The 20,767-nt window shown below is 64.4% G+C and carries 19 protein-coding genes, 1 tRNA gene and 5 pseudogenes; 13 read left to right on the top strand and 12 right to left on the bottom strand.

The annotated features are described in order from the left end of the window. The first annotated feature begins 259 nt into the window (after nucleotides 1-259). From H4W81_RS31660 to H4W81_RS31645, 5 genes are all read left to right on the top strand, one after another. Nucleotides 260-1,153 carry a TIGR03620 family F420-dependent LLM class oxidoreductase gene (locus H4W81_RS31660; RefSeq protein WP_225958882.1) on the top strand — a complete coding sequence of 298 codons (894 nt, stop codon included), beginning with the start codon at nucleotides 260-262 and terminating at the stop codon, nucleotides 1,151-1,153. Nucleotides 1,154-1,244: 91 nt separating this feature from the next. Next, on the top strand, nucleotides 1,245-1,448 hold the full coding sequence (locus tag H4W81_RS31655; protein ID WP_192778162.1) for a hypothetical protein: 204 nt from the start codon (nucleotides 1,245-1,247) through the stop codon (nucleotides 1,446-1,448). Nucleotides 1,449-1,726: 278 nt separating this feature from the next. Next, the gene (locus H4W81_RS31650) at nucleotides 1,727-1,879 is read left to right on the top strand and encodes a hypothetical protein (protein ID WP_192778161.1); all 153 of its coding nucleotides are present in this window, start codon (nucleotides 1,727-1,729) and stop codon (nucleotides 1,877-1,879) included. A gap of 744 nt (nucleotides 1,880-2,623) precedes the next feature. Beyond that, on the top strand, nucleotides 2,624-2,749 hold the full coding sequence (locus tag H4W81_RS48870) for a hypothetical protein (protein ID WP_264083198.1): 126 nt from the start codon (nucleotides 2,624-2,626) through the stop codon (nucleotides 2,747-2,749). A gap of 72 nt (nucleotides 2,750-2,821) precedes the next feature. Continuing rightward, complete coding sequence (locus H4W81_RS31645; RefSeq protein WP_192778160.1) at nucleotides 2,822-3,121, top strand: hypothetical protein; 300 nt, start codon at nucleotides 2,822-2,824, stop codon at nucleotides 3,119-3,121. Between the two features lie 313 nt (nucleotides 3,122-3,434). Here H4W81_RS31645 and H4W81_RS31640 read toward each other — a convergent pair whose 3' ends face one another. Continuing rightward, entirely contained in the window at nucleotides 3,435-3,857 is a 423-nt protein-coding gene (locus H4W81_RS31640) for a nuclear transport factor 2 family protein (protein ID WP_192778159.1), read from the bottom strand. A 154-nt stretch (nucleotides 3,858-4,011) separates the two neighbouring features. Further along, the gene (locus H4W81_RS31635; protein WP_192778158.1) at nucleotides 4,012-4,146 is read right to left on the bottom strand and encodes a zinc-binding dehydrogenase; all 135 of its coding nucleotides are present in this window, start codon (nucleotides 4,144-4,146) and stop codon (nucleotides 4,012-4,014) included. A gap of 17 nt (nucleotides 4,147-4,163) precedes the next feature. Here H4W81_RS31635 and H4W81_RS31630 point away from each other — a divergent pair, with 17 nt between their 5' ends. The 3 genes from H4W81_RS31630 (at nucleotide 4,164) to H4W81_RS47805 (ending at nucleotide 5,494) form a co-directional block, all read left to right on the top strand. Further along, nucleotides 4,164-4,394, top strand: a complete 231-nt coding sequence (locus H4W81_RS31630) for a hypothetical protein (protein WP_192778157.1) — start codon at nucleotides 4,164-4,166, stop codon at nucleotides 4,392-4,394. After that, nucleotides 4,379-4,891: an ACP S-malonyltransferase gene (locus H4W81_RS31625; RefSeq protein WP_318782081.1), complete on the top strand. Its 513-nt coding sequence runs from the start codon at nucleotides 4,379-4,381 to the stop codon at nucleotides 4,889-4,891. Before H4W81_RS31630 ends, H4W81_RS31625 begins: the two co-directional genes overlap by 16 nt. A 207-nt stretch (nucleotides 4,892-5,098) precedes the next feature. Further along, nucleotides 5,099-5,494: an MFS transporter gene (locus H4W81_RS47805; RefSeq protein WP_318782080.1), complete on the top strand. Its 396-nt coding sequence runs from the start codon at nucleotides 5,099-5,101 to the stop codon at nucleotides 5,492-5,494. 179 nt (nucleotides 5,495-5,673) lie between these two features. Here H4W81_RS47805 and H4W81_RS48865 read toward each other — a convergent pair whose 3' ends face one another. The 5 genes and pseudogenes from H4W81_RS48865 to H4W81_RS31605 form a co-directional block, all read right to left on the bottom strand. Next, a complete protein-coding gene (locus H4W81_RS48865) occupies nucleotides 5,674-6,051 on the bottom strand; it encodes an ISAs1 family transposase (protein ID WP_318782078.1) in 378 nt (125 codons plus the stop codon). A 79-nt stretch (nucleotides 6,052-6,130) separates the two neighbouring features. Beyond that, nucleotides 6,131-6,484 (bottom strand): annotated as a pseudogene (locus H4W81_RS50195) (ISAs1 family transposase); the annotation flags it as partial. A gap of 41 nt (nucleotides 6,485-6,525) precedes the next feature. Further along, nucleotides 6,526-6,825 (bottom strand): annotated as a pseudogene (locus H4W81_RS50190) (transposase family protein); the annotation flags it as partial. Between the two features lie 216 nt (nucleotides 6,826-7,041). After that, nucleotides 7,042-7,104: transfer RNA gene (locus tag H4W81_RS31610), tRNA-Arg, on the bottom strand. Between the two features lie 197 nt (nucleotides 7,105-7,301). After that, the gene (locus H4W81_RS31605) at nucleotides 7,302-8,642 is read right to left on the bottom strand and encodes a hypothetical protein (RefSeq protein WP_192778155.1); all 1,341 of its coding nucleotides are present in this window, start codon (nucleotides 8,640-8,642) and stop codon (nucleotides 7,302-7,304) included. 631 nt (nucleotides 8,643-9,273) lie between these two features. Here H4W81_RS31605 and H4W81_RS31600 point away from each other — a divergent pair. Both H4W81_RS31600 and H4W81_RS31595 read left to right on the top strand, forming a co-directional pair. Beyond that, nucleotides 9,274-10,140, top strand: coding sequence for a hypothetical protein (locus tag H4W81_RS31600; protein ID WP_192778154.1), 867 nt, complete (start codon nucleotides 9,274-9,276; stop codon nucleotides 10,138-10,140). Then, nucleotides 10,140-13,466, top strand: coding sequence for a DEAD/DEAH box helicase (locus tag H4W81_RS31595; protein ID WP_192778153.1), 3,327 nt, complete (start codon nucleotides 10,140-10,142; stop codon nucleotides 13,464-13,466). Before H4W81_RS31600 ends, H4W81_RS31595 begins: the two co-directional genes overlap by 1 nt. An 89-nt stretch (nucleotides 13,467-13,555) precedes the next feature. Here the strand turns inward: H4W81_RS31595 and H4W81_RS31590 are convergent, their stop codons facing one another. From H4W81_RS31590 to H4W81_RS31580, 3 genes and pseudogenes are all read right to left on the bottom strand, one after another. Next, nucleotides 13,556-14,641: an IS630 family transposase gene (locus H4W81_RS31590; RefSeq protein ID WP_192778152.1), complete on the bottom strand. Its 1,086-nt coding sequence runs from the start codon at nucleotides 14,639-14,641 to the stop codon at nucleotides 13,556-13,558. A 169-nt stretch (nucleotides 14,642-14,810) separates the two neighbouring features. Beyond that, nucleotides 14,811-15,065: pseudogene (locus H4W81_RS31585) on the bottom strand (helix-turn-helix domain-containing protein); the annotation flags it as partial. Nucleotides 15,066-15,244: 179 nt separating this feature from the next. Continuing rightward, the gene (locus H4W81_RS31580) at nucleotides 15,245-16,696 is read right to left on the bottom strand and encodes a hypothetical protein (protein ID WP_192778151.1); all 1,452 of its coding nucleotides are present in this window, start codon (nucleotides 16,694-16,696) and stop codon (nucleotides 15,245-15,247) included. Between the two features lie 430 nt (nucleotides 16,697-17,126). Here H4W81_RS31580 and H4W81_RS31575 point away from each other — a divergent pair, with 430 nt between their 5' ends. Together H4W81_RS31575 and H4W81_RS31570 are read left to right on the top strand one after the other, a co-directional pair. Then, complete coding sequence (locus H4W81_RS31575; protein WP_192778150.1) at nucleotides 17,127-18,227, top strand: hypothetical protein; 1,101 nt, start codon at nucleotides 17,127-17,129, stop codon at nucleotides 18,225-18,227. A gap of 120 nt (nucleotides 18,228-18,347) precedes the next feature. Continuing rightward, a pseudogene (locus tag H4W81_RS31570) lies at nucleotides 18,348-18,583 on the top strand (helix-turn-helix domain-containing protein); the annotation flags it as partial. A 54-nt stretch (nucleotides 18,584-18,637) separates the two neighbouring features. On the opposite strand, the pseudogene H4W81_RS50185 reads toward H4W81_RS31570, so the two are convergent. Together H4W81_RS50185 and H4W81_RS31565 are read right to left on the bottom strand one after the other, a co-directional pair. Continuing rightward, nucleotides 18,638-18,757 (bottom strand): annotated as a pseudogene (locus H4W81_RS50185) (nSTAND1 domain-containing NTPase); the annotation flags it as partial. 511 nt (nucleotides 18,758-19,268) lie between these two features. Then, on the bottom strand, nucleotides 19,269-19,610 hold the full coding sequence (locus tag H4W81_RS31565; protein WP_192778149.1) for a nucleoside triphosphate pyrophosphohydrolase: 342 nt from the start codon (nucleotides 19,608-19,610) through the stop codon (nucleotides 19,269-19,271). A gap of 30 nt (nucleotides 19,611-19,640) precedes the next feature. Between H4W81_RS31565 and H4W81_RS31560 the strand changes: the two genes are divergently transcribed. Continuing rightward, complete coding sequence (locus H4W81_RS31560) at nucleotides 19,641-20,660, top strand: HNH endonuclease (RefSeq protein WP_192778148.1); 1,020 nt, start codon at nucleotides 19,641-19,643, stop codon at nucleotides 20,658-20,660. Nucleotides 20,661-20,767: the final 107 nt, after the last annotated feature.

Below are 20,767 nucleotides of genomic sequence, written 5' to 3'. Positions count from 1 at the left end.
GGCGCCCCGCCGCCATTCGGGATGAACGGTTCCGCAGCTCGTGGTCCCCCATAGCACCGCCGCGTGGTGGACGACATGACCATCGCGTGCGGGACTCCGGCGAAGGCGGCCGGTGTGGCGGTTGAGCACCGAATGGGCAGAGAAATGACCTGGGTCCTGGACATTTCGTTGAGGAACCATCTTGGCCTGCGGTTTCGATCTGTGGACCCGAGCCGCATTCCATATGTCAAGTAGATCGACAGGACCGAGGGGATGTTCCATGGGCGGTATCGACGGTATGGATCTGGGCACGTTCGGCATCTACACCTTCGACTTCGAGCATCAGCCGGCCGCGCAGATGCGCGAGTCAATCCAGGAACTGGAGAAACAGGGTTGGCGGGCGTTCTGGATGCCCGAACTCCTCGGACGTGAGGCGCTCACCCACGCCGGCTTTCTGCTCTCCTGCACCGAACGCCTGCACATCGTGAACGCCATCGCGCAGATCTGGTCCCGCGAGGCCAGGTGGACGCACGGCGCCGCCCTCCTGCTGGCCGACGCCTACCCCGACCGGCACGTGCTCGGGCTGGGGTTCGGCGGGCAACGACGGCCGGGGACCAAGCCGCTGGCGGCCATGAGCGCGTACCTGGACGAGATGGACGCCCTCGAGATGCTCAACCCCGCGCCGAAGGCCCCGGTGCGCCGTATCCTGGCCGCGTACGGGCCGAAGATGCTCGAACTGGCCCGCGACCGCACCGCCAGCGCCCACACGTACCACGTCACCGTGGCGCACACCGCGCAGGCGCGGCAGATCCTCGGCCCCGACGCGTTCCTGGCCGTTGAGCACGCGGTGCTGTTCGAGACCGACCCTGCCGCGGCCCGCGCCATCGCCCGCCAGCACCTGGCCCCCTACCTGAACAGCCCGTACAACAGGACGAAGTTCCGCCGCCTGGGCTACGCGCAAGAGGAGATCGACGGGGGTGGCAGCGACCGGCTTATCGACGATGTCGTGTTCTGGGGAGACCTCGACACCATCGCCGGCAGACTCCGCGGCCACGTCACGGCCGGCGCCGACCACGTCGCCGTACAGGTGATCGGGATCGAACCGGGCCAGACGGCGATGCCCTACTGGCGCGAGCTCGCCGACGCGCTCTCCCCAGCGCACGTCAATGCCTGAGGGAGCCGGAGAACCGCCGTTGGCTTGGTGGCGTCCAGCGCATGTGACACAACGCGGCCGCGGGACGGTCGCGCGGCAGGAGCCGGAGGACGTGATCACGTTGTCGCATTCCGCGGACGCCGTCTTCGACGCGATGCTCGAAGGGTGGGCACGGCAACAGCGCGGCACCGGACGTTTCCAGCCGTCCACGATCGACTTTCGTGAGCAGGTCGTGCGCCGGTTCGCCAGGTTCACCGGCGCGTATCCCTTGGGAGTTGGTCACCCATCCACGTCGATCGGTGGATCTCCTATCTGACCGCCGGGGCGCGCCGGGCAGTCGACCGTACGCGGCTATCAGGCCGCGTTGCGGTTGTTCTGCCACTATGTCGCCGCGCCGCACAGCGGGTGGGTGATGGAAGGCGAATCGCGCTTCGGCAGCACCCCGGCGCAGGTCTGCGAGGACTGGACCGCCGGGTGTCCGGGCCGGCCGTCGTCAGCACTCCGGTGATGGGCTCGCCGTACGTGGCCCACTCGCGCAGGTGAGGGAACAGGGCGATGGCCCGGTCCCAGACGTGCTCCTCGTACAGCGACCGCATGGCCCAATCCCTCCGGGAGACCACCAGCGTCAGAGACCACGTCCCGTTGTCGCTGGGCAGCGACAGCGTCGAGACGCTGTCGTGGTGGTCGAGCAGCCAGGCCGGCTGGGCGGGCAGGGTTCCGTCCGAGCTGCGGAAGAACCGCGAGTAGTAGTCGAACCCCGCGTCAGTCCGTACCGCGGGCCGCTTGACCCGGCGCAGGTCGCTCAGCATGACACTCACCGGCGAATCGCCCCCGCCCGCGTCCGCCACGAGCCCGGCCTGCAACGTCTCCCCGGTTTCGGTCACCACCGCGCTTACATGGGGAACACCGGCCGCACGCGCGTGCCCGGGCAGCAGCGCGGAGACGCCTACGCCGTCAGCGCGTCCATGGTCGGCCCGCACAACTGATACGACGAGGGGGAGGTCCAGGAGGACGTCATACGGGCCGAGGACGTCGGCGCCCTCCTGCGGCTGGCGAACGCGGCGGAGGGCGAGACATCTGCGGCCCGCGCCGATTTCTGGTTGAAACGCCGGCCGGAGGCCTTCCGGATATACCGGCGGACTGAGACCGGCGAGCCGGTGGCTTTCTACGCGTGGCTTCGTCCGCAGAAACCCGATGAGGCCGAATGCGCGGTTGATCCCATCGTGGCCGCGGCGTAGGCGCACGCACGCACCACCGCGCCGCTGCGCGCCGGAGAGCATCTGGCCGTTGGCCGGTCGTGGATCCTGCCCGGTTATCGCGGCAATTCGCCGGTCATGGACCTGCTGCAGTGGCGGGTGATCGCCAACTGCCTGCGGTCGGAGCGGATGGCGTGGTCGTATCTCGCGATTCGCCGGCCCAGCCAGGACAGAGTGGAGTGCTTCCGGCAGCACGACATTCCCGAGCTCCGGCGCGGGGGACAAGCCGTACACCTTGTTCGTCCACGACTGGCGGGCGGTGCCCCCGCAGGCCTGGCTGGAGCACCTCAACCGATCGCCGGAACCCGACCCGTTCGGCCCCGCGGCCGCCACGGCGGAGAGGCTGGCGGTGCTGTCGTAGGAGGAGTTCGCCGAGGCGGTCCGCAAGGCGCTGCGCCACCTGTCGCGCCCTGACGCGCCGGCCGGCTCACCCTTGACGCGCAGCAGGCTGGTCGTGGAGCACGCCGAGCGGGATCCCGCCCAGGCGCTGCGCGATCTGCTGGAACAGGCCATCGAGTCGCTGCGCGAGGATGCGCGCTCGGTCAAGTTCCACCGTGCCCTCGCCGCCACCTTCCTGCACGGGGCTCCGACCCAGGAGCTGGCCGCCGAACGCCTCGGCCTGCCCTTCACCACCTACCGGCGCCACCTGGTCCCCGGCATCGAGCGCGTTTGCGCCCACCTGTGGCACCGCGAGCTGTACGGCACCGGGGTGGCGCACTCGCACGCGGGATAGAGGTTCAGCTCACGCCATCGCTGCCTGGTGGTGAGCAGCGGTTGGATCATGCGCTTGTCCTTGCTCGCGTACATGTCGTAGCCGACCGACTCCTTGTAGGTGTTGATGTAGATGGCGTCGGCCTGGCCGCGTGCCTGACTCGATCAGCAGCACCCGGCAGGACGGATCGGCGCTGAGCCCGGTTGGCCAGCACGCATCCGGCCGATCCGGCTCCCACGATCACCTAGTCGTAGGCATCGCTCTGTTGAGCGGGCTCCGCGGACGGAGGGGAAGACACCCTGCGTGTCCTTTCGTTGTCTTGTGCGGACATGGGCTACTGCGTGGCTCGCCAGATGGTGTGGGTGTCGAAGACGGTCTCGAACCGCTGCGCGATCCCGTCCAGGAGGTGCCAGACATGGACGAACCTGGCCGCTCCTTCCTTGCCGGTCGTGCGATTCACGCCGCGGTACTCGCCCTGGGCGAAGAGCTTGTCGCCCACGGGGGTGAGCTCGAACAGGGTGATCGTGAAGTCGGACCAGTCGACGGCGATCGGCGCCATCGCCTTTTCGAGGACCTCCTGGGGGCCGTGGTAGGTGCCGCCGGTCGCGCCGCCGGCCGCCACCGTCCACGTGACGTCCGGCGCCAGGCGCTCCATGAACCCCTGCATGTCGCCCGTGGCCAGCGCCGAGTAGATCTCGGTGACGGTCCGGCGGTTGATCCGCTCGGTCGGGGTGAGGGTCTTCGTCTCGGTTTCCATCGTGTGCAGCTCCTCAGTCGTCTGGTGTGCTGCCGATAGCCGACTACGAAGGACTGCTCATTTCCCAGACCGTCCGGCCGCCGATTTCCGCCCACCCGCGATGCCGGAGCGGCGCGTTCAGCCTTGTCACGTGGCGGCTGTGCTCCAGTCGCGGTCAGGGGATCAGCAAGGTCTTGCCGAGGGTCCGCCGCGCGCCGATCGCGGCATGTGCGTCAGCGGCGCGTTCCAGCGGAAACGTCTGTCCGATGGCCGGTCGCAGACGCCCGGCCGCGCCGTCGGCCAGTGCCATGCACGGACATCTCGTGCATGGCGGCCGGTGAGGGGAAGGCCGCCGCCATCGGCACCAGGCCGACGCCCCGTTCGGCCGCCTCCTCCTCGGGGATCCCGGTCATCGTGCCGCTGCCGGCTATCGTGGGGGCGCGCGGTCATGGGCCCTTGCGGGCGCGTTCGACTGAGTGGGCGCGTACCGGCGGCCCGGTCATGGTCCGCACCGGGCACGGCCCGGAACTGGTCGACGACCCATGGGCGCCCGCATGAGGGTCGCCTTCCTCTACCCCGGCCAGGGTACCCAGCGAGCTGGGATGCTCCATGATCTGCCCGACCACCCGGCCGTCGCCGCGACCCTCGCCGAGGCCGAACGGATCCTGCCCGGCTCGTCCCGGCAGGACGGCGCGCAGGCGCTGACATCGACCGTCACCACGCAGGTCGCACTCTGCATCGCCGGAGTCGCCGCGACCCGCGCCCTCGCCGACGAAGGCGCCGCTCCCGACGCCGTGGCCGGCCACTCCACCGGGGTGTTCGCCGCCGCCGTCGCCGCCGGGGCCCTCACCTTCGCCGAAGCGCTCGTGGCCGTACGCCACCGCGGTGAGCTGATGCGGGACGCCTACCCGTCCGGGTACGGCATGGCCGCCGTCCTCGGGCTTGGCGTGCCCCGGGCCATGACGATCGGTCCAAGACCTTTCCACGCTCCCGGGAGACTTTTTGCGCTCCCGATGGCTCCCGACAGAGGAGTGAGGGTTCCCCCGGACGTTTGACTGTTCCAGCCAAGCCTGATCCTGTCCTTCTCCAGTGGCCGGAAGGTTGCCTCCACAGGCCCGGCGGCGTCCCCTTCGGAGAAGGACATGCCGCCGCAACCGATGCCTCGCGTACGCGGGCGATCGCGAGCCCCGCGTATTGAAGCGACATCGCGGCCGAAGGACGTCAGGATGAAGACTCCTTGGGTTTTGTGAAGGAGTCAGCAGGTGCACAGCTACCGCCGCGATCTCGACATGCTCCGAGATCGGCGCTTCACCCTGCTGCTCGTCGCCCGGACCATCTCGGTGCTGGGCAGCTCGTTAGCACCCGTGGCCCTCGCTTTCGGCGTCCTCGCCCTGCCCGGGGCGACGGCCCCGACGCTGGCGGTGGTCCTCACCGCGGAGGCTCTGCCGATGGTGGCCTTCATCCTTGTGGGCGGGGTGATCGCCGACCGGCTGCCCCGGCACCGGGTGATGATGGCCGGTCCTTCCGGCATGACGTCGACGAAGCTCTGTTCCGGCTCGTCGTCGAAACCTTCGAGGGTACCGAACACGCCGAGCTCTACCCCGGCGGACTTGGCTTCTACGAGCCCTGGGACGGCTCATGCGACACCTGACCACTAATCCGTAGGCAAGGGCAGACACCTCGTCAGCGGCATCTCATCCTGTTCAGGTGGTGGATACAGGTCGGTGGAGTGTGATCGTGTAAGGCAGTGTTGCTGTATCGGCTGCTGTACAGCAACCGCTCACCGGGATGCGGTCTGACCCCAGGGCTCCGGCAAAGTCGGTTGAGCGCCTGTTGATCACGTGAGGCCGAGGATGGCGCGGGTGGCGTCTCGGGAGAGATGGCGTATGGCCTGGGCCAGATTGCCTGTGCCGGTCAGGCGCAGGGCTCCGATGGCGAGGTTGCGCAGGGCGGCCATGTTGCGGGGCGCGTGGCCGGTGCGGGCCTGGGAGTGGTCTTCGCCGTAGGTGACGTCGCGGACCCAGTGGAGTTTGTTCTCGATCGACCAGTGTCCGCGGATCCAGGCTGCCAGGTCGGCGGGACTGGCTTGGAAGGTGGGCAGGCTGGTGATGGCGTAGACGGTCACGGTCCGCCACTTTCCCTGCTTCAGGTCCCTGACCTGGCGTTTGATCTGGATGGCCTGGACCGCGTGGGGGAACAGCAGCCCGACTTGCACGGTGAGGACCTTCAGGGAGCCGGCGCTCCTCGCGGCCGTGTCCGCGGTTGCGTTGCCGATCACCGACCGCGACCTGCTTCCACAACAGTCGCTTGAGTTGGGTGTGCAGGGTGGGCTGATTCTTCTTGACGATCAGCAGGTAGTGGGCGTTCTTCTCGGTCACCAGGAAGGTGGCGTGATCGCGCTGGGTGTGCAGGGCGTCGGCGGTGATGACGCATCCATCCAGGTCAAGGTCTTCCAGCAGGGGCCGGAACCGGGTGATCTCGTTGGTCTTGCCGTCAACGTCGGTCTGGGCCAGGACCAGGCCAGAGTCGTGATCCAGCGCCGCCAGCAGGTGCACGGTGCCGTGCTCGCTGCGGCGAGCGCCGCGCAATGCCTTGCCGTCCACGGCGATCGCTCGACGTCGCCGCTGGTGATGGCGCGGTGGCGGCATGACGCGGTCTGAGCACGGAGACGAGCCGACAACCACGTGGTGATGGCCGTATCCAATGCCTTGGCGTCCACGCTCTCCAGCACGCGGCGCACGGTCGCCTCGTGCGGCGGCCGATGAACTCCGTTCAGCTGGTCGCGCCGGACCTCCAGGGCGGTCATGACCTGGGCGGGAGCGTCATTGATCCATTCGCCGATCGCGGTGAAGGACCGCGCCCCGGCCAGCACCGCCGTCGCCGCGACGGCCAGCACCGAGACAAGCGTGTGACGGATCCCGCGCGGGTCACGGGGGTCGGGGATCAGCCGCAGCCGGTCCAGCAGACTGGCGTGCTCGGCGACCGTCACGAGCGAAGAGGTGCAGCTCAGCTCGGTCAGGTGGCTCAAGGCAGAACTGATGGGCAAAGATGAAGGGGCAGGCACGGTCTTCCTTGATCATTTGGCGTAGAGAACCTCATGATCTCGAAGATCGTGCCTGCTTGCTTACCCGGCCAACCACATGGCCGTCACTCGGCGAACCGGACATCGGGCCCTCGACGCCACTATGCCGAGGCCCTGACTGTGTGCCCCCGGCATGATTCGAACATGCGACACCCGCTTTAGGAGAGTGGGGGCTGTACGGCTGGCCAATGCACTCTGACCTGCGTATACGCCTCTCACTGCCCACACCTCTCTAAAGATCATCCCGCGCATGTCCCTGCATCGGCCCAAGGCTCGCGCCGCCACGTCACTCTGGGCAAGCGACACAACCCTAGGGTGCTGAATTCTCACAGACCGGAAGGTGAGTCGGGCTTGATCCGGATCGACGGACATCTGGCACCGATCTACGAAGGTGGAATCGTCCAGTGGCTGCCCCGGTGGATCTCATTCCAGCGCGGCAGCCATGAAGGAGCCCGAACGTCGGGCACATTCCGCCCGGCAGCGGGTGCCGAGCCCTCTGCGATGAGAAGATCCATGATGTGCTGCCAGGTTCCGGTGGCGATGACTTCCACTGGGCACTGGCGGCAGCGCCGGCGGGAGCAGCTGGTGTTCCCCGTGAGTTGCTGCCGGAGGTGGTTGAACGCATCGACGGGGGAGTCAGCTTGGACCAGGTACCAGATGCCGTGTTGGTCGATGGCCGGCAGCTCAGCGGCGACGTCGACCTGCTGAGGCAGGTAGAGGCGCTCTTGATGGAAACGGATCATGAGCTGTCGGTCCAGGATGTCCACGGTGTCTGGGGTTGGGCGCTCAGCTGCGAGCCATTTCACGGCATCGGTCCAAGTCCCCGGTCCCCACAACAGCTGGCACGGGTAGAGCGTTGTTTCGAAGCGGGCGTCGAAGTACGTCAGCATTGGGTCATGCAGCACAGCGTGGACGATGACGTGGGTGAGCTTCTCAGGATTGAGATCGGCGGGCATCGTGTGCAGATGCTCCGCCAAGCTGTGGATGACGTTCCCGCCGCCGCGGTCCCAGCTCAGGGCGATGACGTCGCGGTGCAGCGGTGCGGGATAGAGTCTTCCGCCCGGGGTGGGTGCACCCCACAACCGGTTGATGATCTCGGCCAGGTCGTTGATGGCCCGGGCAGACTCCAGCGGTGAAATAAGTTGGTAAGCCGTGTGATGGGCTACATGGTTGCGGAGCTTGACGAACAGAGGCTCAGTGCGCCGGTTGCGTTCCCCGTTCAGCAAGCCTTCAGCGCGCGCCCAGCCCAGGAGGGAAGTAAGCATCCCGTCGAAGAACATCGTCTGGGACGTTCGGCGCAACAGCAGTTGCCATGGCCGCTGCCCGCGAGGACGGCCACGTCGGCGCAACTCATGATGAAGCTCGTCGAACGTGGAGAAAGTAAGGCGTTGCTTGTTACCGCACTGGTCCTCAAAGGTCACTGCACCGCTGTAGAACTCGACGAAGCGCTCCCTCAGCGCGTACTCCAACACCAGGTGCGCGTGATCATGAGCAAGCGTGAAGAGCTCGTAGTTGAGCACCCCATAGCTGTGGGCCACCCGCACCCGTTCAAAGCTTCTGCGCACCGGTTCGGGCACGTCCTCTGCCAGGTCGATCCGTGCGATGACCTCCTGCTGGAATGCTGCAGCGTCGTCAGCGTTCAGCTTTCCGCCCAGGCCCAGCGGTGAAAAGACCAATGTAGTTTTGTCGGGCTTCTGAAGTTCCTGGAGCGTTCTGATATCCATCCTCGTGCTCCTCCGTGTAAAGCCTTTCAGGCTAGGCCTCGCGACGTTCGTGGACAATCAGTTTCCCCAACTCGCCGCCCGTCTTTGTTGATCTGCACGTTCGCGCGCTGGTGCAACCATGTGAGGCGAGGGGTCTCGTAGCTCTACGCCTATCGGATTCCAGACCTGGCGATACGGTTGTGAGTGGCCGGGATGCAGGAAGGCAAATCCGGTGACGTGCAAGAACGCAAGGACGACTGGTTCGCGATCTTTGACTACGGCTGCATCCAGCTGAGCTCCGAAGCGATTGAGCGACGGTCGTCGCCCAAGGCTCCCTGCTGGACGGGCGCCACCGGGGTGGCAGAGGGTCGATCTCAGCGAGATAGCGAGTCGCGGCACGTTTAACCGGTAGCACCCGGCCAACGCGGAACGGCTCGATGACCTGCACAATTTATCCATCCCAGCAGGATGGGACATTGGCCGCTATCCTCGACGATTGTGTTGCTGTGAGTGCCGCAAGCACGCTGCCATGCATGGCGTGCGCCGCCAGCCGAACGGCCAGCCCTGGGCGCCGCAGCTGTTCGTAAGCAACCGCGCGGCACGCTCACACCACTCGGAGCCGAAAGCGAGGAGAACGAGGTTGGACGCTGGCGTGGGCAGTGTGATCGACCTTTTGACCGCGTCGCTCGATGAGATCGAAAGATGCGTGACCTTCCACCCTGGTATCGCGGCGTCGAGCCATACCGTCGTCATTGTCTCAGGGCTGGACGCCTTTGAGGTACCTGTCGCCATGGGCCGGTATCTCGTCGGCACACTGGCCGGTGCCGTGGGGTTGGACGCCCGGCTGTCGGAGGATCTGCTGGCGCGAGGCGTCGATCGCCGTGAGGAAATCCGAAGGACTGTCACGGCACTGATCGGCACAGACAACATCTTCATCACGGAAGAGCAGAAACAGGTCCGCGACACGCGCAGGAACGCGTGGATCGGCGAAGGGATCGGGCATGCCCTGCTGTCACTCGGTGCACGCCGGGAGACGTCGTGCGTCGATGGCCGGATCTGCACATTGTCCGAGATGCATCAAACGGTGACCCGCCAGGGCTTGGACTCGGTAGGCACCTACGTGCAAAACGACGTGCTGGGTGTGTCCATCGGCGAAAGCAAGTCGACCGAGTCGAACGCGAGCGCAAACTTCGGCGAAGCGCTGAACCTTTTCAGCGAGGTGGAGGAGGGCATCCACGGTCCAGACCTGCGCGCCCGACTTTCTGCATTCCGCTACATCTTGGAGCCGGGTCTCAAGGAACAGGTCAAGGACTCGCTCTGGAGCGACAACGCCTCCTACCTACCGATCGTTGTCTATCAAGATGACTACGACTTCACGACCGCCCGGCCGAAGTTTCAGCGGATGAAGACACCGCGCGAGCGGCGTCGGGTCATCGTTGTGCAGCTGCCAAGCTTCCATGCCTTCTTCGACGCCGTCGCGGACGCGATGCGAGCGGCGGTCGACGAGGTGGTGGTCTAATGTTCAACCGGGGAATTAACGCCCTTCTGGCAGCACTGCCCACGATCGCCGACCTGAACGTCAATGAGATTCGCCGGATACTGACCACAGCGTGGCTCGAGACCACTGGGTCGCGACTGGGTGCTGATCAGCCCGCAACGGCCTCCGCAGAGGCGCTGCACCGGCTGGCGACGGCGCTGGAAGTACACGCGATCCTTCCCCTGCAAGCCGAACCCTCCATGGTTCGGGCATGTGCTTTCGTGGCCGCAGAGGCGCTGACCATCGCACACGGCCTAGCAGATACTGGCGGGAGCGACAGGCAACCTGGAAGCAGCAACGGCTCTGCCTTCTGGCTGTTCGGGTCCGAACGTACCTTTGAGCGCGTCGAGGCTGCACTGCTATACCTGATCGCCGGCTACGACGCCAACGCGGCCCTGACGGTCTCTGGCATGGGCGCGGAGGACACCGACGACAGCAGCATCGAGGGTCCGATCGCTAGTTGGGCGGTGCAGCGCATCGTGGGACTGTGCCGTCTGACGCCGGCTGTTGAGGTCGCTGCCCCGATGCTGGACCAGCAAGGACTGCCAGCGCGCATCCTCGTGCGGCACGAATTGTGGCGCCGCATTGGCGTGCACGTCGCCGACCATCTCGACTGGCTCATGTTCCGCAGCGGGATCGACCCCAACGCCGGCAGCGCGCTACGGGCTCTCGCGGAGCGGCTTGAGAACCGGGACCAGATACCTGTAAGGCCGGCTGCCCATCCTGACCTCCATCACCTGTTGCTCCTACTAGCCACAGCCTGCGATGAGACTGGCGCCCGGGCGCTGCGGACGGTGCCACCTCCGCCGCAAGACACCGGGGACCGCTTCGGGACCTACCAGCGCAAGCGTGCCGCGAGCCGACCGCTATTATGGCCCGCCGCCCAGGAATACGCGCACGAATCGCTGCCCGGTCCCAAGGCCCACGCCGTGGTGGCAGTACCCACCAACTCCGGCAAGTCGTCTGTCGCCGAACTCGCGATCAGCCAGGCCCTGTGCCAGGGCTGGGTCCTCTACCTGGCACCGACCAACGCACTCGTCGGCCAAATCCGCCGACAGATGGCCGATGTCTTCGGCCGGACGACGGTACGCGAGTTCCTTGGTGGCGCCGAATACACGCAACTGATTGGCGAGTCCCTGGAACAGATCGAAGATCAGCAGATCCTGGTCATGACTCCGGAGAAGTGCTCCCTAGCTCTACGGCAGAACCCCGAGGCTTTCACGAAACTGGCCTTGTGCGTCTTCGATGAAGCACACCTTCTCGGAGACCGGGCCGGCCGTGGTGTGATCGCCGAGTTGATCGTCGCAGAGATCATGCACCGTGCCAGGAAAGCACGCCTTCTGTTGATGTCCGCGCTCATCGCCAACCCCTCCGAGCTCGGATCCTGGCTCAGCCAGGCGACTGGAATGCACACGGCCGTGATCAACGAACCGTGGCGTCCGACCCGTACACTCCGCGCGATTGCCGGCATCGACAACGATCGCGGTGCAGCTGCCTTCACCGCCGCCTCTCAACGGCTTCAGGCGCTCCCTCCTCGCCGTAAACGGGAGACATTCAAGGCACCGATCGCTCTGCTCGCCGGCCTGCAGGGCGCATGGGCAAGCGAAGCGGCCGACGACTACGCGCTGGTCCAGACGGACATAGAGGTTCCCCTCGTCGTCACCCGGGAGTCCAGATGGGACCCGGCTGGCTACTGCACCCCGGCCACCGCAGCGATCGTGCAACGCCTCGGCCTGCGCGGCGACAAGATCCTCGCCTTCCTGCCCCGAAGCAAACACGACAGCTTCCACGCCGCGGGGATGACACAGTTCGCCGCAGCGCCAACCGATAGCACCGTCGAGGCCCTGCTGGACCTTGCCGACCTGGAACTCGGCGTACCGTCGGCACTTCGCGCGCATCTGCTGCAACGCGTCGCCGTGCATACGAGTGCCCTCATCCGCGAGGAGCAGCGCGCCAGTGAAATCGCTTTCGAGTGCGGCGTCGCCGTCGCCATGTACGCCACCGGAACCATGGCCCAAGGGCTCAACCTGCCCGCCACCGCCGTCGTCATCGGCGGCACTGAGATCGGTTACGACAACGCCTCCAGCACACAGCAACGGCGCGACCAGGCTCGTGCGCAGTTGCTGAACGCGATTGGACGTGCAGGCCGCGCCCACGTTGCCTCCCGCGCGATGGCCATCGTCGTACCGAATCAGGCTCTTGTGCTCAGCTCCTCAACCGCCGCCCGGCGGGCGGTCCACACCGCGGAGTTCCTGCAGGACGAAGACGCGTCGTCAGAGCTGAGCAGCGCGCTGGATGGACTCATCCATAACGCACTCTCTGGCGCGCTGACGACGGACACCATGACTCCGGCAGAGCACACTGCGTTCAGCCTTCTGGCCTTCGAGAACGAAGACGAAGACGACACCACGCAGGTGGTGGGCAAGACCTGGGCCGTCTACCGAGCAGGCGCCCAACATCAGGTCCAAGCGATCACCAACGCAATTGCCGTCACCGGCAGCACTTTCATCCAGGAGGCTGGCGCACCTGCATGGGTGGCGTTCGCCGCTCACCAGTCTGGCATCGCGCTCTCCGAGACCGCGGCACTTTACCGGCACTTGCGGGCGCGCCTCCAGGGCACACCAGCACCTGAAGGGATCATGGGGTGGGCCAATTTGATGCTCGACCTGCTGGAACAACTACCCCCCGAGCAGCTCCGGCGTATCCTGCCCGCCACCCCCTATGGAAATGCGAGCAAACTATCAAAGATCTTCGACCCTGGTCCGGCGCGCGCGGACTCCTGGACGGCCTACCGGGCTGCACTGCGCGCATGGATGAGCGGCGAACCGATCATCGCGGTGGCCGAGCACATCCACCGCAAAAGCGTCGCCGGTAACGCCAAACGCGGTCCGCAAGATCCACTTCCGCGCGCGGTTACCGTCACCAGTGACGCTTTCCGGTTCGGGCTTCCACTCATCGCGGGAGCGCTCACCGCCATCATCATGCTCGGCCAGGAGCATGAGCCCGAAGGGCCCTGGGCGCTGTCGGCCGAAGCCGCCAGGACGCTGAATCTGCTCCCACTCGCCGTGCGCTCAGGCGCGAACACACCTGAGTCGCTCGCGTGGATCCGCGCCGGTGTCCACACCCGGGTCGCCGCTCACCAGCTCAACACACTGCTGCCCGCTCCGCCCGGGCAGCCCGATGACGAACTCCAGCGATGGGCACATGCCCGCTTGATGGACCTCTACCAGGACGCAATTCCCGATCTGGTCACACCCGCGCAAGCCGCCGTGATCTCCGCGTTGCGGACCGTTCGCGAAGCCCGGTAGCCAGTTGCGTAGTTTCGCGGGACCCGGCAAACACTGGTCGTCCTGCTTGACGGCCGGACTGCCGGGCCGCTGGTGTTGGACATCACCACCTAGTGAGCTGGTCCGGAGATCCTGTCGCAGTAGCGGCAGATCCGGTCGATGATCTGGTCGGCCGTCTTGGTCCAGGTGAAGGGCCGGGCGTTGTCGTTCCAGACCTCGATCCACTCCGTCAGCGCGGTCTTGAGCGCGTCCAACGAGCAGAACACGCCCCGATCCAGGCAGCGTCGTTCCAACTCGGCGAACCAGCGCTCGACCTGATTGATCCAGGAGGAGTAGGTCGGGGTGAAGTGCAAGGTGAAACGCGGATGCGCCAGCAGCCAGCGCTGCACCACCGGCGCCTTGTGCGCTGAGAGGTTGTCGCAGATCACGTGGACCGCCAGGCCGGGTTCGGTCTGGCGGTCGATCTCTCCGAGGAAGTCGCGAAAGTCGATGGCGCGGTGTTGTGCCGATAACTTGCCGATCACCTCGCCGGTCGCGGTGTTCAACGCTGCGAACAGGTCGACGGTGCCGTGCCGGACGTAGTCGAAGCTGCGCCGCTCGGGCACCCCGGGCAGCATCGGCAACACCGGCGCGGTCCGGGACAAGGCCTGGATTTGCGGTTTCTCATCTACCGCGAAGACCGCCGCGTTGGCCGGCGGGGCCAGATACAGCCCGACCACGTCCCGGATCTTGTCGATCAGCAGCGGATCGGGCGAGATCTTGAAGTTCTCGGTGCGCCATGGCTGCAGGCCGAAGGCCCGCCAGATTCGCAGCACCCTGGACGGCGAGATCCCCACCTGTTTGGCCAGCTCTCGTTTGGACCAGTGGGTGGCTCCTTCGGGCGTCTGTTCCAGGGTGCGCACCACCACCTCTTCCACTTGGGCGTCGGTGATGGTGCGCGGCACTCCGGGCCGGGGCTCGTCGCTCAAGCCGTCCAGCCGATCGCGTAGGAAACGGCTGCGCCAGCGGGCCACGGTCTTGCGGTCGATGCGTAGCCGTCCGGCTACCGCCATGTTGCTGCCGCCCTCGGCGCAGGCCAGCACGATCCGGGCACGCAACGCCAGTCCCTGGGCGGTTGTGCGGCGGGTGACCCATCCCTGCAACGTCAGCCGCTCGGTGGGGGATAACACCAGCGGTTCCAGCCTGTTGTCGGCCATTTCTTCAGCAGACCTCAGGCAGCAGGCGCCGTCGACACCTGGCATCGAAACTGCTACAGAACGCACCTCATGTGGTGACCGCCGTACTCAAAACCGGATCACTAGATGGGCGAGGGGCGGAGTGGTGGCGTCCAACGGTCGCCTTCTACGTTTTACCCCAGAGCAGGCGATCGCGTTCTTGGCCGAGCAGATCGATGGCTTCGCGGATGGAGCGCCAGGCTGTGGTAATGCCGATGGCGAAGCCGCTGGCCAGGCGGGCATAGGTGTCGCCATTACGCAGGTGGGCCAGGACCAGCAGGGCTTGCTGGGCTGGGTCCAACTTCCGCCACCGGGAGCGGCGTTCGGCACGCCGGGCGCGGATGAGTTCGGCCAGGCGGATCAAGGTTTGGTTGGACAGCGGAATCGAGGCACGGCAAGACAGCAACGGGGCTCCCGGTTGGGGCATCGGATCTTGGTCGACTGCTGTCTTATCGGGAGCCTCCTCTCAGCCGCCACCGCTCTCCGCAGACCCATCCTGACCAGGGCCGTCACGATGGAAAGAGCTCAAGATCCGTGTGCCACGCCGGGGATCGGGCCGACCACGCACCCGGCCCGATCACCTAATTAGGACACGAGTTCATCAAACCTCTTCTTGAGGAGCCGAAACTCATTCGGCTTGGGCTCTAAAGGATGGATGCTCGCTTCAGCCTCTTCGACGAGTTCGCGTAGGTCGTCATCATCGAGGGCCAGCACGAAGCCTCGATAGTCGAGCGCAGTATCACGGCACCGCTTTTTGAAAAGATCTTTGTTCTTGAATCTTCTGCAGGCCAAAATGCCAACCTGGCCTCTGAGTGGACTAAACCTGGACGAGATCTGGTCGAGTTCGGGGTTCTCCAAGTCCGTTCCGTAGTTCTTGCATTCAACCACAACGTAGCGACAGGGAACCCGCTGGATTCGAAGCCACTGGAAAAAGCCACTCGATGCTACGTTGGTATATGAAATATCGACCCTCTTGCGGCCTTCGTGGAGCTTCGCTTCGATCTTAGGTTCAGAGAGCGATGGATAGAAAAGCGCAGTCAATAGAGCTTCTACGGCATGATGATACTTAGTCGCGTGCTCGGTCCCGGTCGGGACTGAGAGGACGTCATCTAGGAGTTTTCCGAAGTCGGGCAAGGGGGTCGAGGTATAGGTGCTTAATTCCCGATGACCTAGTGGGCGCGAAGAGACCGTCTTTTTCTTTTCGCGGTAGGCCTCGAATATGCTTATACGTTGGAGGCTGAGGTTTGTGACGACCGATTTCCTATTCGGATAGCGCTCCTCTAGCACCTTTTTGGTGACATATCTTTCGCCGTCCTTCATCACCTGCACCAAACGGCTTCCCGGATTCGCCAACTCTTCGGCTTGCAGGTTAGGGAGTAGATGATGCCGGTAGTATTCATCCCGGTCGAGGTGGGGGCGATAGCGGGCTATGACTTTCGGGACAAGCAATAGTTTTCCATGGGAGGCAACAGGAAGCATGGCGAAGTCGTTCTCCCATTCCTGGCGATGTGGATGCCAGACTGGCCCTGAGGGAACCTCCCTGAGTGGGATGTCATGGTAGTCGCACACTGATTGAGTGTAGGCAATGAGCATCCCACGTATCACGTTCGTTGTGATGTCGGAAACGATATCCGGGCCAATCTGGTCCACAAAAATCGACGCGTCTTCGAGGTCTTCCAGAAGGCCGCTATGGACAGCCCTGCTAGATCTTAGGCTTTCAATCACCTTTTCCGCCTTTTTGGCACCCAGACCCCGCCCCTTAGATTCTCCTTTTGACCACCCAAGGTGGGTCTCGTTTGGTTCGCTCAGATTAAGGAGCAGATAACGCAACCTCTGCAAATCTCCCATCCTGGCCGCGTCAAGGAGGGAGTCGAAAAATGTTGTGATCATTATCATGCATTGCTGCCCCCAGTCATCGTCAACATAGCGAATGGCGGCTGGTTCGATAAAGACACTAACGTCATTGACGGTGTCGACGTCGACGAAGTCGAGCGCTGGTTGAGTTCGTCCCAGATGAAAGAACTCCGACACTCTCATACTCGACCCTCCTGCTGGAACGATCTACATCTTGGGTATATCTGCCACCATGGGCCTGGCGTTACGGCGGTACCGAGATGACGGGATGGCATGGTGCGGGATGCGAAGGCGGCCTACTCGCCGCATCTGCATCGTGGTAGAGCCCCGGTCCGGTTGGCTCCGTCTTGCTGTGCCGCGCAGGGCCGTCGGTGCCCACCAGAGCGGATTGCTTGTCCGAGGACCGCGGGCGCAGACGCGTGAATATCCACCCTCAATCGCCCACGTGGGCGATTGAGGGCCGTGTGCTGCCTGTTCGGGCGGCAATCGGCGAGGAAGACGCGCCTACGGAGGTGCTCGGCGGGCTTGTCACAGGAGAAGCACGCTGCGCCTCGCTGTCGCCGTGAAAATGTCGGACAGTAGTAAGGGTTCTGCGGACCGCAGGTGACCGTGCGTGCTCTTGCAGCGCATCGGCGTCGCCCAGCGTGAACGGTTGATTGCTAGAGTTGTGTGCGTGTTGGGACGGGGCGTTGGTGTGCTGGCCGCGCACACGGCTCTGGTGCGGGCGACTTACGCTGCGCAAGAGGTTATGTCCCAAGCCGTCCTGTTCAACCAGTCTTGGGATGAAGAACATGTGACTGCACGCTTCTGCTTCGAACTTCCGCCTGAGATTCGTTTTAGCCTCTTCAGTCGGACTCAGGAAGGTCGTGTGGGTGCGGACTTCATTTGGTGGTTTGTTGACGAGCAAGCGGCATTCGGCTGCTTGACGCAGGCAAAAAAACTCCGCTGTTCTGGAGGGGTGTGGAGAATAGGTACAGATTCCCCTCGTAAGACGTTGGCGCAGATGAGGCGACTGCATGCAGTTGCTGACATCCTTAATATCCCAGCTAGCTATGTCTTCTATGCGGGGGATGCTCGCTATCGCTCTTCCATGCTTTGCGACAAGAACCACCACGGCCCGCTCTGTACCGTACGTGACGGTGCTGCCGTCACTTTCCTTCCTACTCTCATCCCCGAAGCCACGGTCCGGGCGGAAGCTCAGTTCGGCGATCGCCATGATCGCTGTCGATGGTTGACTACGACCGGCGCTATTGACGCCTTTCACGAGGCTGTGCCCATCAGCTGGCTTGTTGACCCCACCGCATGGAGGAAGAACACCTCACGTCGGTGCGCCACCTATCGCTCTTTGGGTCTCGAGCATGGACACGAACTGCTGGATTTTCTTACGACGGAGCAGACCGGTGCCAGGGGGATCGCCCGCAGTGTTCTCGAGATAATTGCCGGTATCGCGATAACTCAGTTCGCCACTATTACCATGGAGCCTGACGCTAGTCCGCATGAGGTTGGTGCAAGTGATGCCCCCACCTTCGTTTCCTATCCTGATACTCGAGGCCATTTCAGCCGCCCCTACTACAGGTTCGTCCTTCGTGGCTTGCGCCATCGCGCCCCTGACTATGTCGAACGCTGCCTCTCTGGCGATGTGCCGTCCTTCGTATCTACCAACGCTGACGGTCTCATCGTCGTCGACCTTACGCCCGAAAAGCTGATGCATTGAGGCTTTTCCAGCCTGATCGCGCTGGTCAGCAGGGGCGGCGCCGGGACGGGTTGGCATGAGAAGAGGCTCTCGGTAAGACAGCAGTCGACCAAGATCCGATGCCTCTACCGGAGAGCCTCGTTGCTGTCTTACCCTGCCGCGATTCCGCTGTCCAATCACACCCTGATCCGGCTGGCCGAACTGCTCCGCGCCCGCGTGCCGAGCGCCGCTGCCGGTGGCGGCGCCTGGACCCGTCCCGGCAAGCCCTGCTGGTCCTGGCCCACCTGCGTAACGGCGACACCTACGCGCGTCTGGCCGCGGGCTTCGCCATCGGCACCAGCACCGCCTGGCGCTACGTCCGCGAGGCGGCCGCCCTGCACTCTTCGCGTCAGGCAGTCGGCGAGTGCCGTGAACGGGCTGGAACCAGGGTGGATCGACCCGAGGACGGACCAACGGGATGAAAGGCTCGGTATGAGGCCCGCATGGATCAGGGAAGACTTTCCGCTGCCGGAAGGACCAACGACTGGTATGAAGCGCAACGACGGATTCACGCCTGATTTGGTCAGTCTCGCGACGATGCGGGCTACCTCGTGTCGCGGCCGAAGAATACCTTGGCGCGATCGGCCGCGAAAGGGGCAAGGCCGGCATATGGACTGCCAGGCCCTTGCCACAATATGCGCTGTTTCTCCCGCAGGCGCCCGATCGCCTCATGGGCAAGAGCAGCAGAAACGCCTAAGACCAGCCATACGGGCGCAAAGCGATCGATGAGAGGCAAAGGCTCCGGCCAAGTTTCCGGATTGGCGGTGACCAAGTTTGTGCCAAATCCGAAGACTAGCCCTAGGAGGAGTGATCGTACCTCCAGCCGCGTACGTGATTTGCCATCCACAGTGTCCTCCACTGCCTTCCCGCATATGCAACGTACCAGCTCAGTCTCGCTCGAACCGGTGCTTGTGGCGTTCTCTGGTTCTATCCACTTGTCGAGGCCGCACGTGGGATGGTCGATCGAAATGCTCTGCCAGGCCTGGCCAGCGCGCGGGCAGACTGCTGCACTTCAGACAGCGGTCACTGACCTGACGTCACCTCGTCAAGCCACAGCCGACGGCTGAACCCGCCACGCTTGCCCCGCTTGTGACGTGCCGACTCCAGGACCTGCTCGTAGGAGAATCCAAGTGTTCCTGCTAGGGCCGCCAGCACCTCGTAGATGTCAGCCAGTTCCCCTAGATGGTCCTCCGGCTCTGCTTCACGCAGCTCCTCAGCCTCTTCCACAAGCTTGTCTATCAAAGCGGGGACCAGCTCCGACTCAGCAAGGACGCGAACTATGGCCGTCCGGCCCTCTGCCTCGATGATCTCCGGGATCCGATCACGGACAAGCTTGCCGTAGGTGATCGTCTCTTCCTGGCTCAAAATGTCACCGTCCTGGTGAATACTGCTTGCATGGATTACCGACGCGGCGTGGTCACCGGTGAAAGCGTATGGCGTGCCATCGTTTTGTACGGTGCCAACTCGGCGACCTACAAGTTCGCCTTTGGCGCGACACTGCTCGAAATCGCCGCTACCGATCGTAGCCATGTCACGCTCGAAGAGCTGGCGCCGCGGTATGCGCAGCTGCTGTGTCAGGCCCTTCAGCGCCAACCCCGGCAGGGTACCGCCGCACGCAGCAAGTTCCTGGACGCCTGCCGCGCATTCAACGCCGGCGAGCTCGACCGTGACACGCTGCACCGGCGAACCGTCCAGCTCGGATTCAACAACGTTATCGATGCGTTCCCACAGCTCGGTGGCGACCAGGCACCGGTGCGCTACTACGAAGATCAGCGTAAGAACTCCAGCGCCCCTGGCCTTGTGCTGCGTGACGAGCTGCTCGAGCTCGCCAGCTCGGTACATGCTCAGGACCTCGACGCCGAGACCATTGCCCGATGGCGGCTGGTGGAGACGGCATGGGCGACCGGCATATCCGACGCCGTACTCGCCCCCTCCCTGGTCTACGACTCTGAAACCCAGCACCTGGTACTCCAGTCCAAGCAGCGCCGTAGGAGTGTCACCGGGGTTGTCGCCGCTCTCAGCGGATATCAAGACGGCCGATGCGCCTACTGCAACCAGGTCATGGCGCAGGGAGGCTTAGGTGCCGGGCCGATTGTTGAGCACGTTCTGCCCTGGAAGCTGCTTACCCGACTTTGGAACGGCCCCGACGTCGACGCTATCTGGAATCTCGTTCTGTCCTGCTGGCCCTGCAATCAGGCCAAGCGGGACCGAGCACCCCACGAAACGTGGATGCCGTGGCTGGAACAGCGCAACAACGACCTTATTGAATCGCGTCATCCGCTGCGCGAAGTACTCATGGCTCAGACCGGCGAAACCGCCGCCGTCCGACACGCCACCCTCAAGCTCGCGTACCAAAGGGCGACAGAACTATTTCCGGCTGTTTGGGTACCACCAGCAGGCGTCCACATCCCGTAAGCCCTGCCCACACGTAGGCCAGGCGATCCGCGCATGCGGTTTAGCCTGCTGATGACCTACCTGACGCTGTGCCGCTGTACATGCCGGCCATGTCCTGTATTGGCCGA

This window comes from Nonomuraea africana (genome assembly GCF_014873535.1).
Lineage (GTDB): Bacteria > Actinomycetota > Actinomycetes > Streptosporangiales > Streptosporangiaceae > Nonomuraea > Nonomuraea africana.
This window is presented reverse-complemented; position numbering and strand designations above follow the sequence as displayed.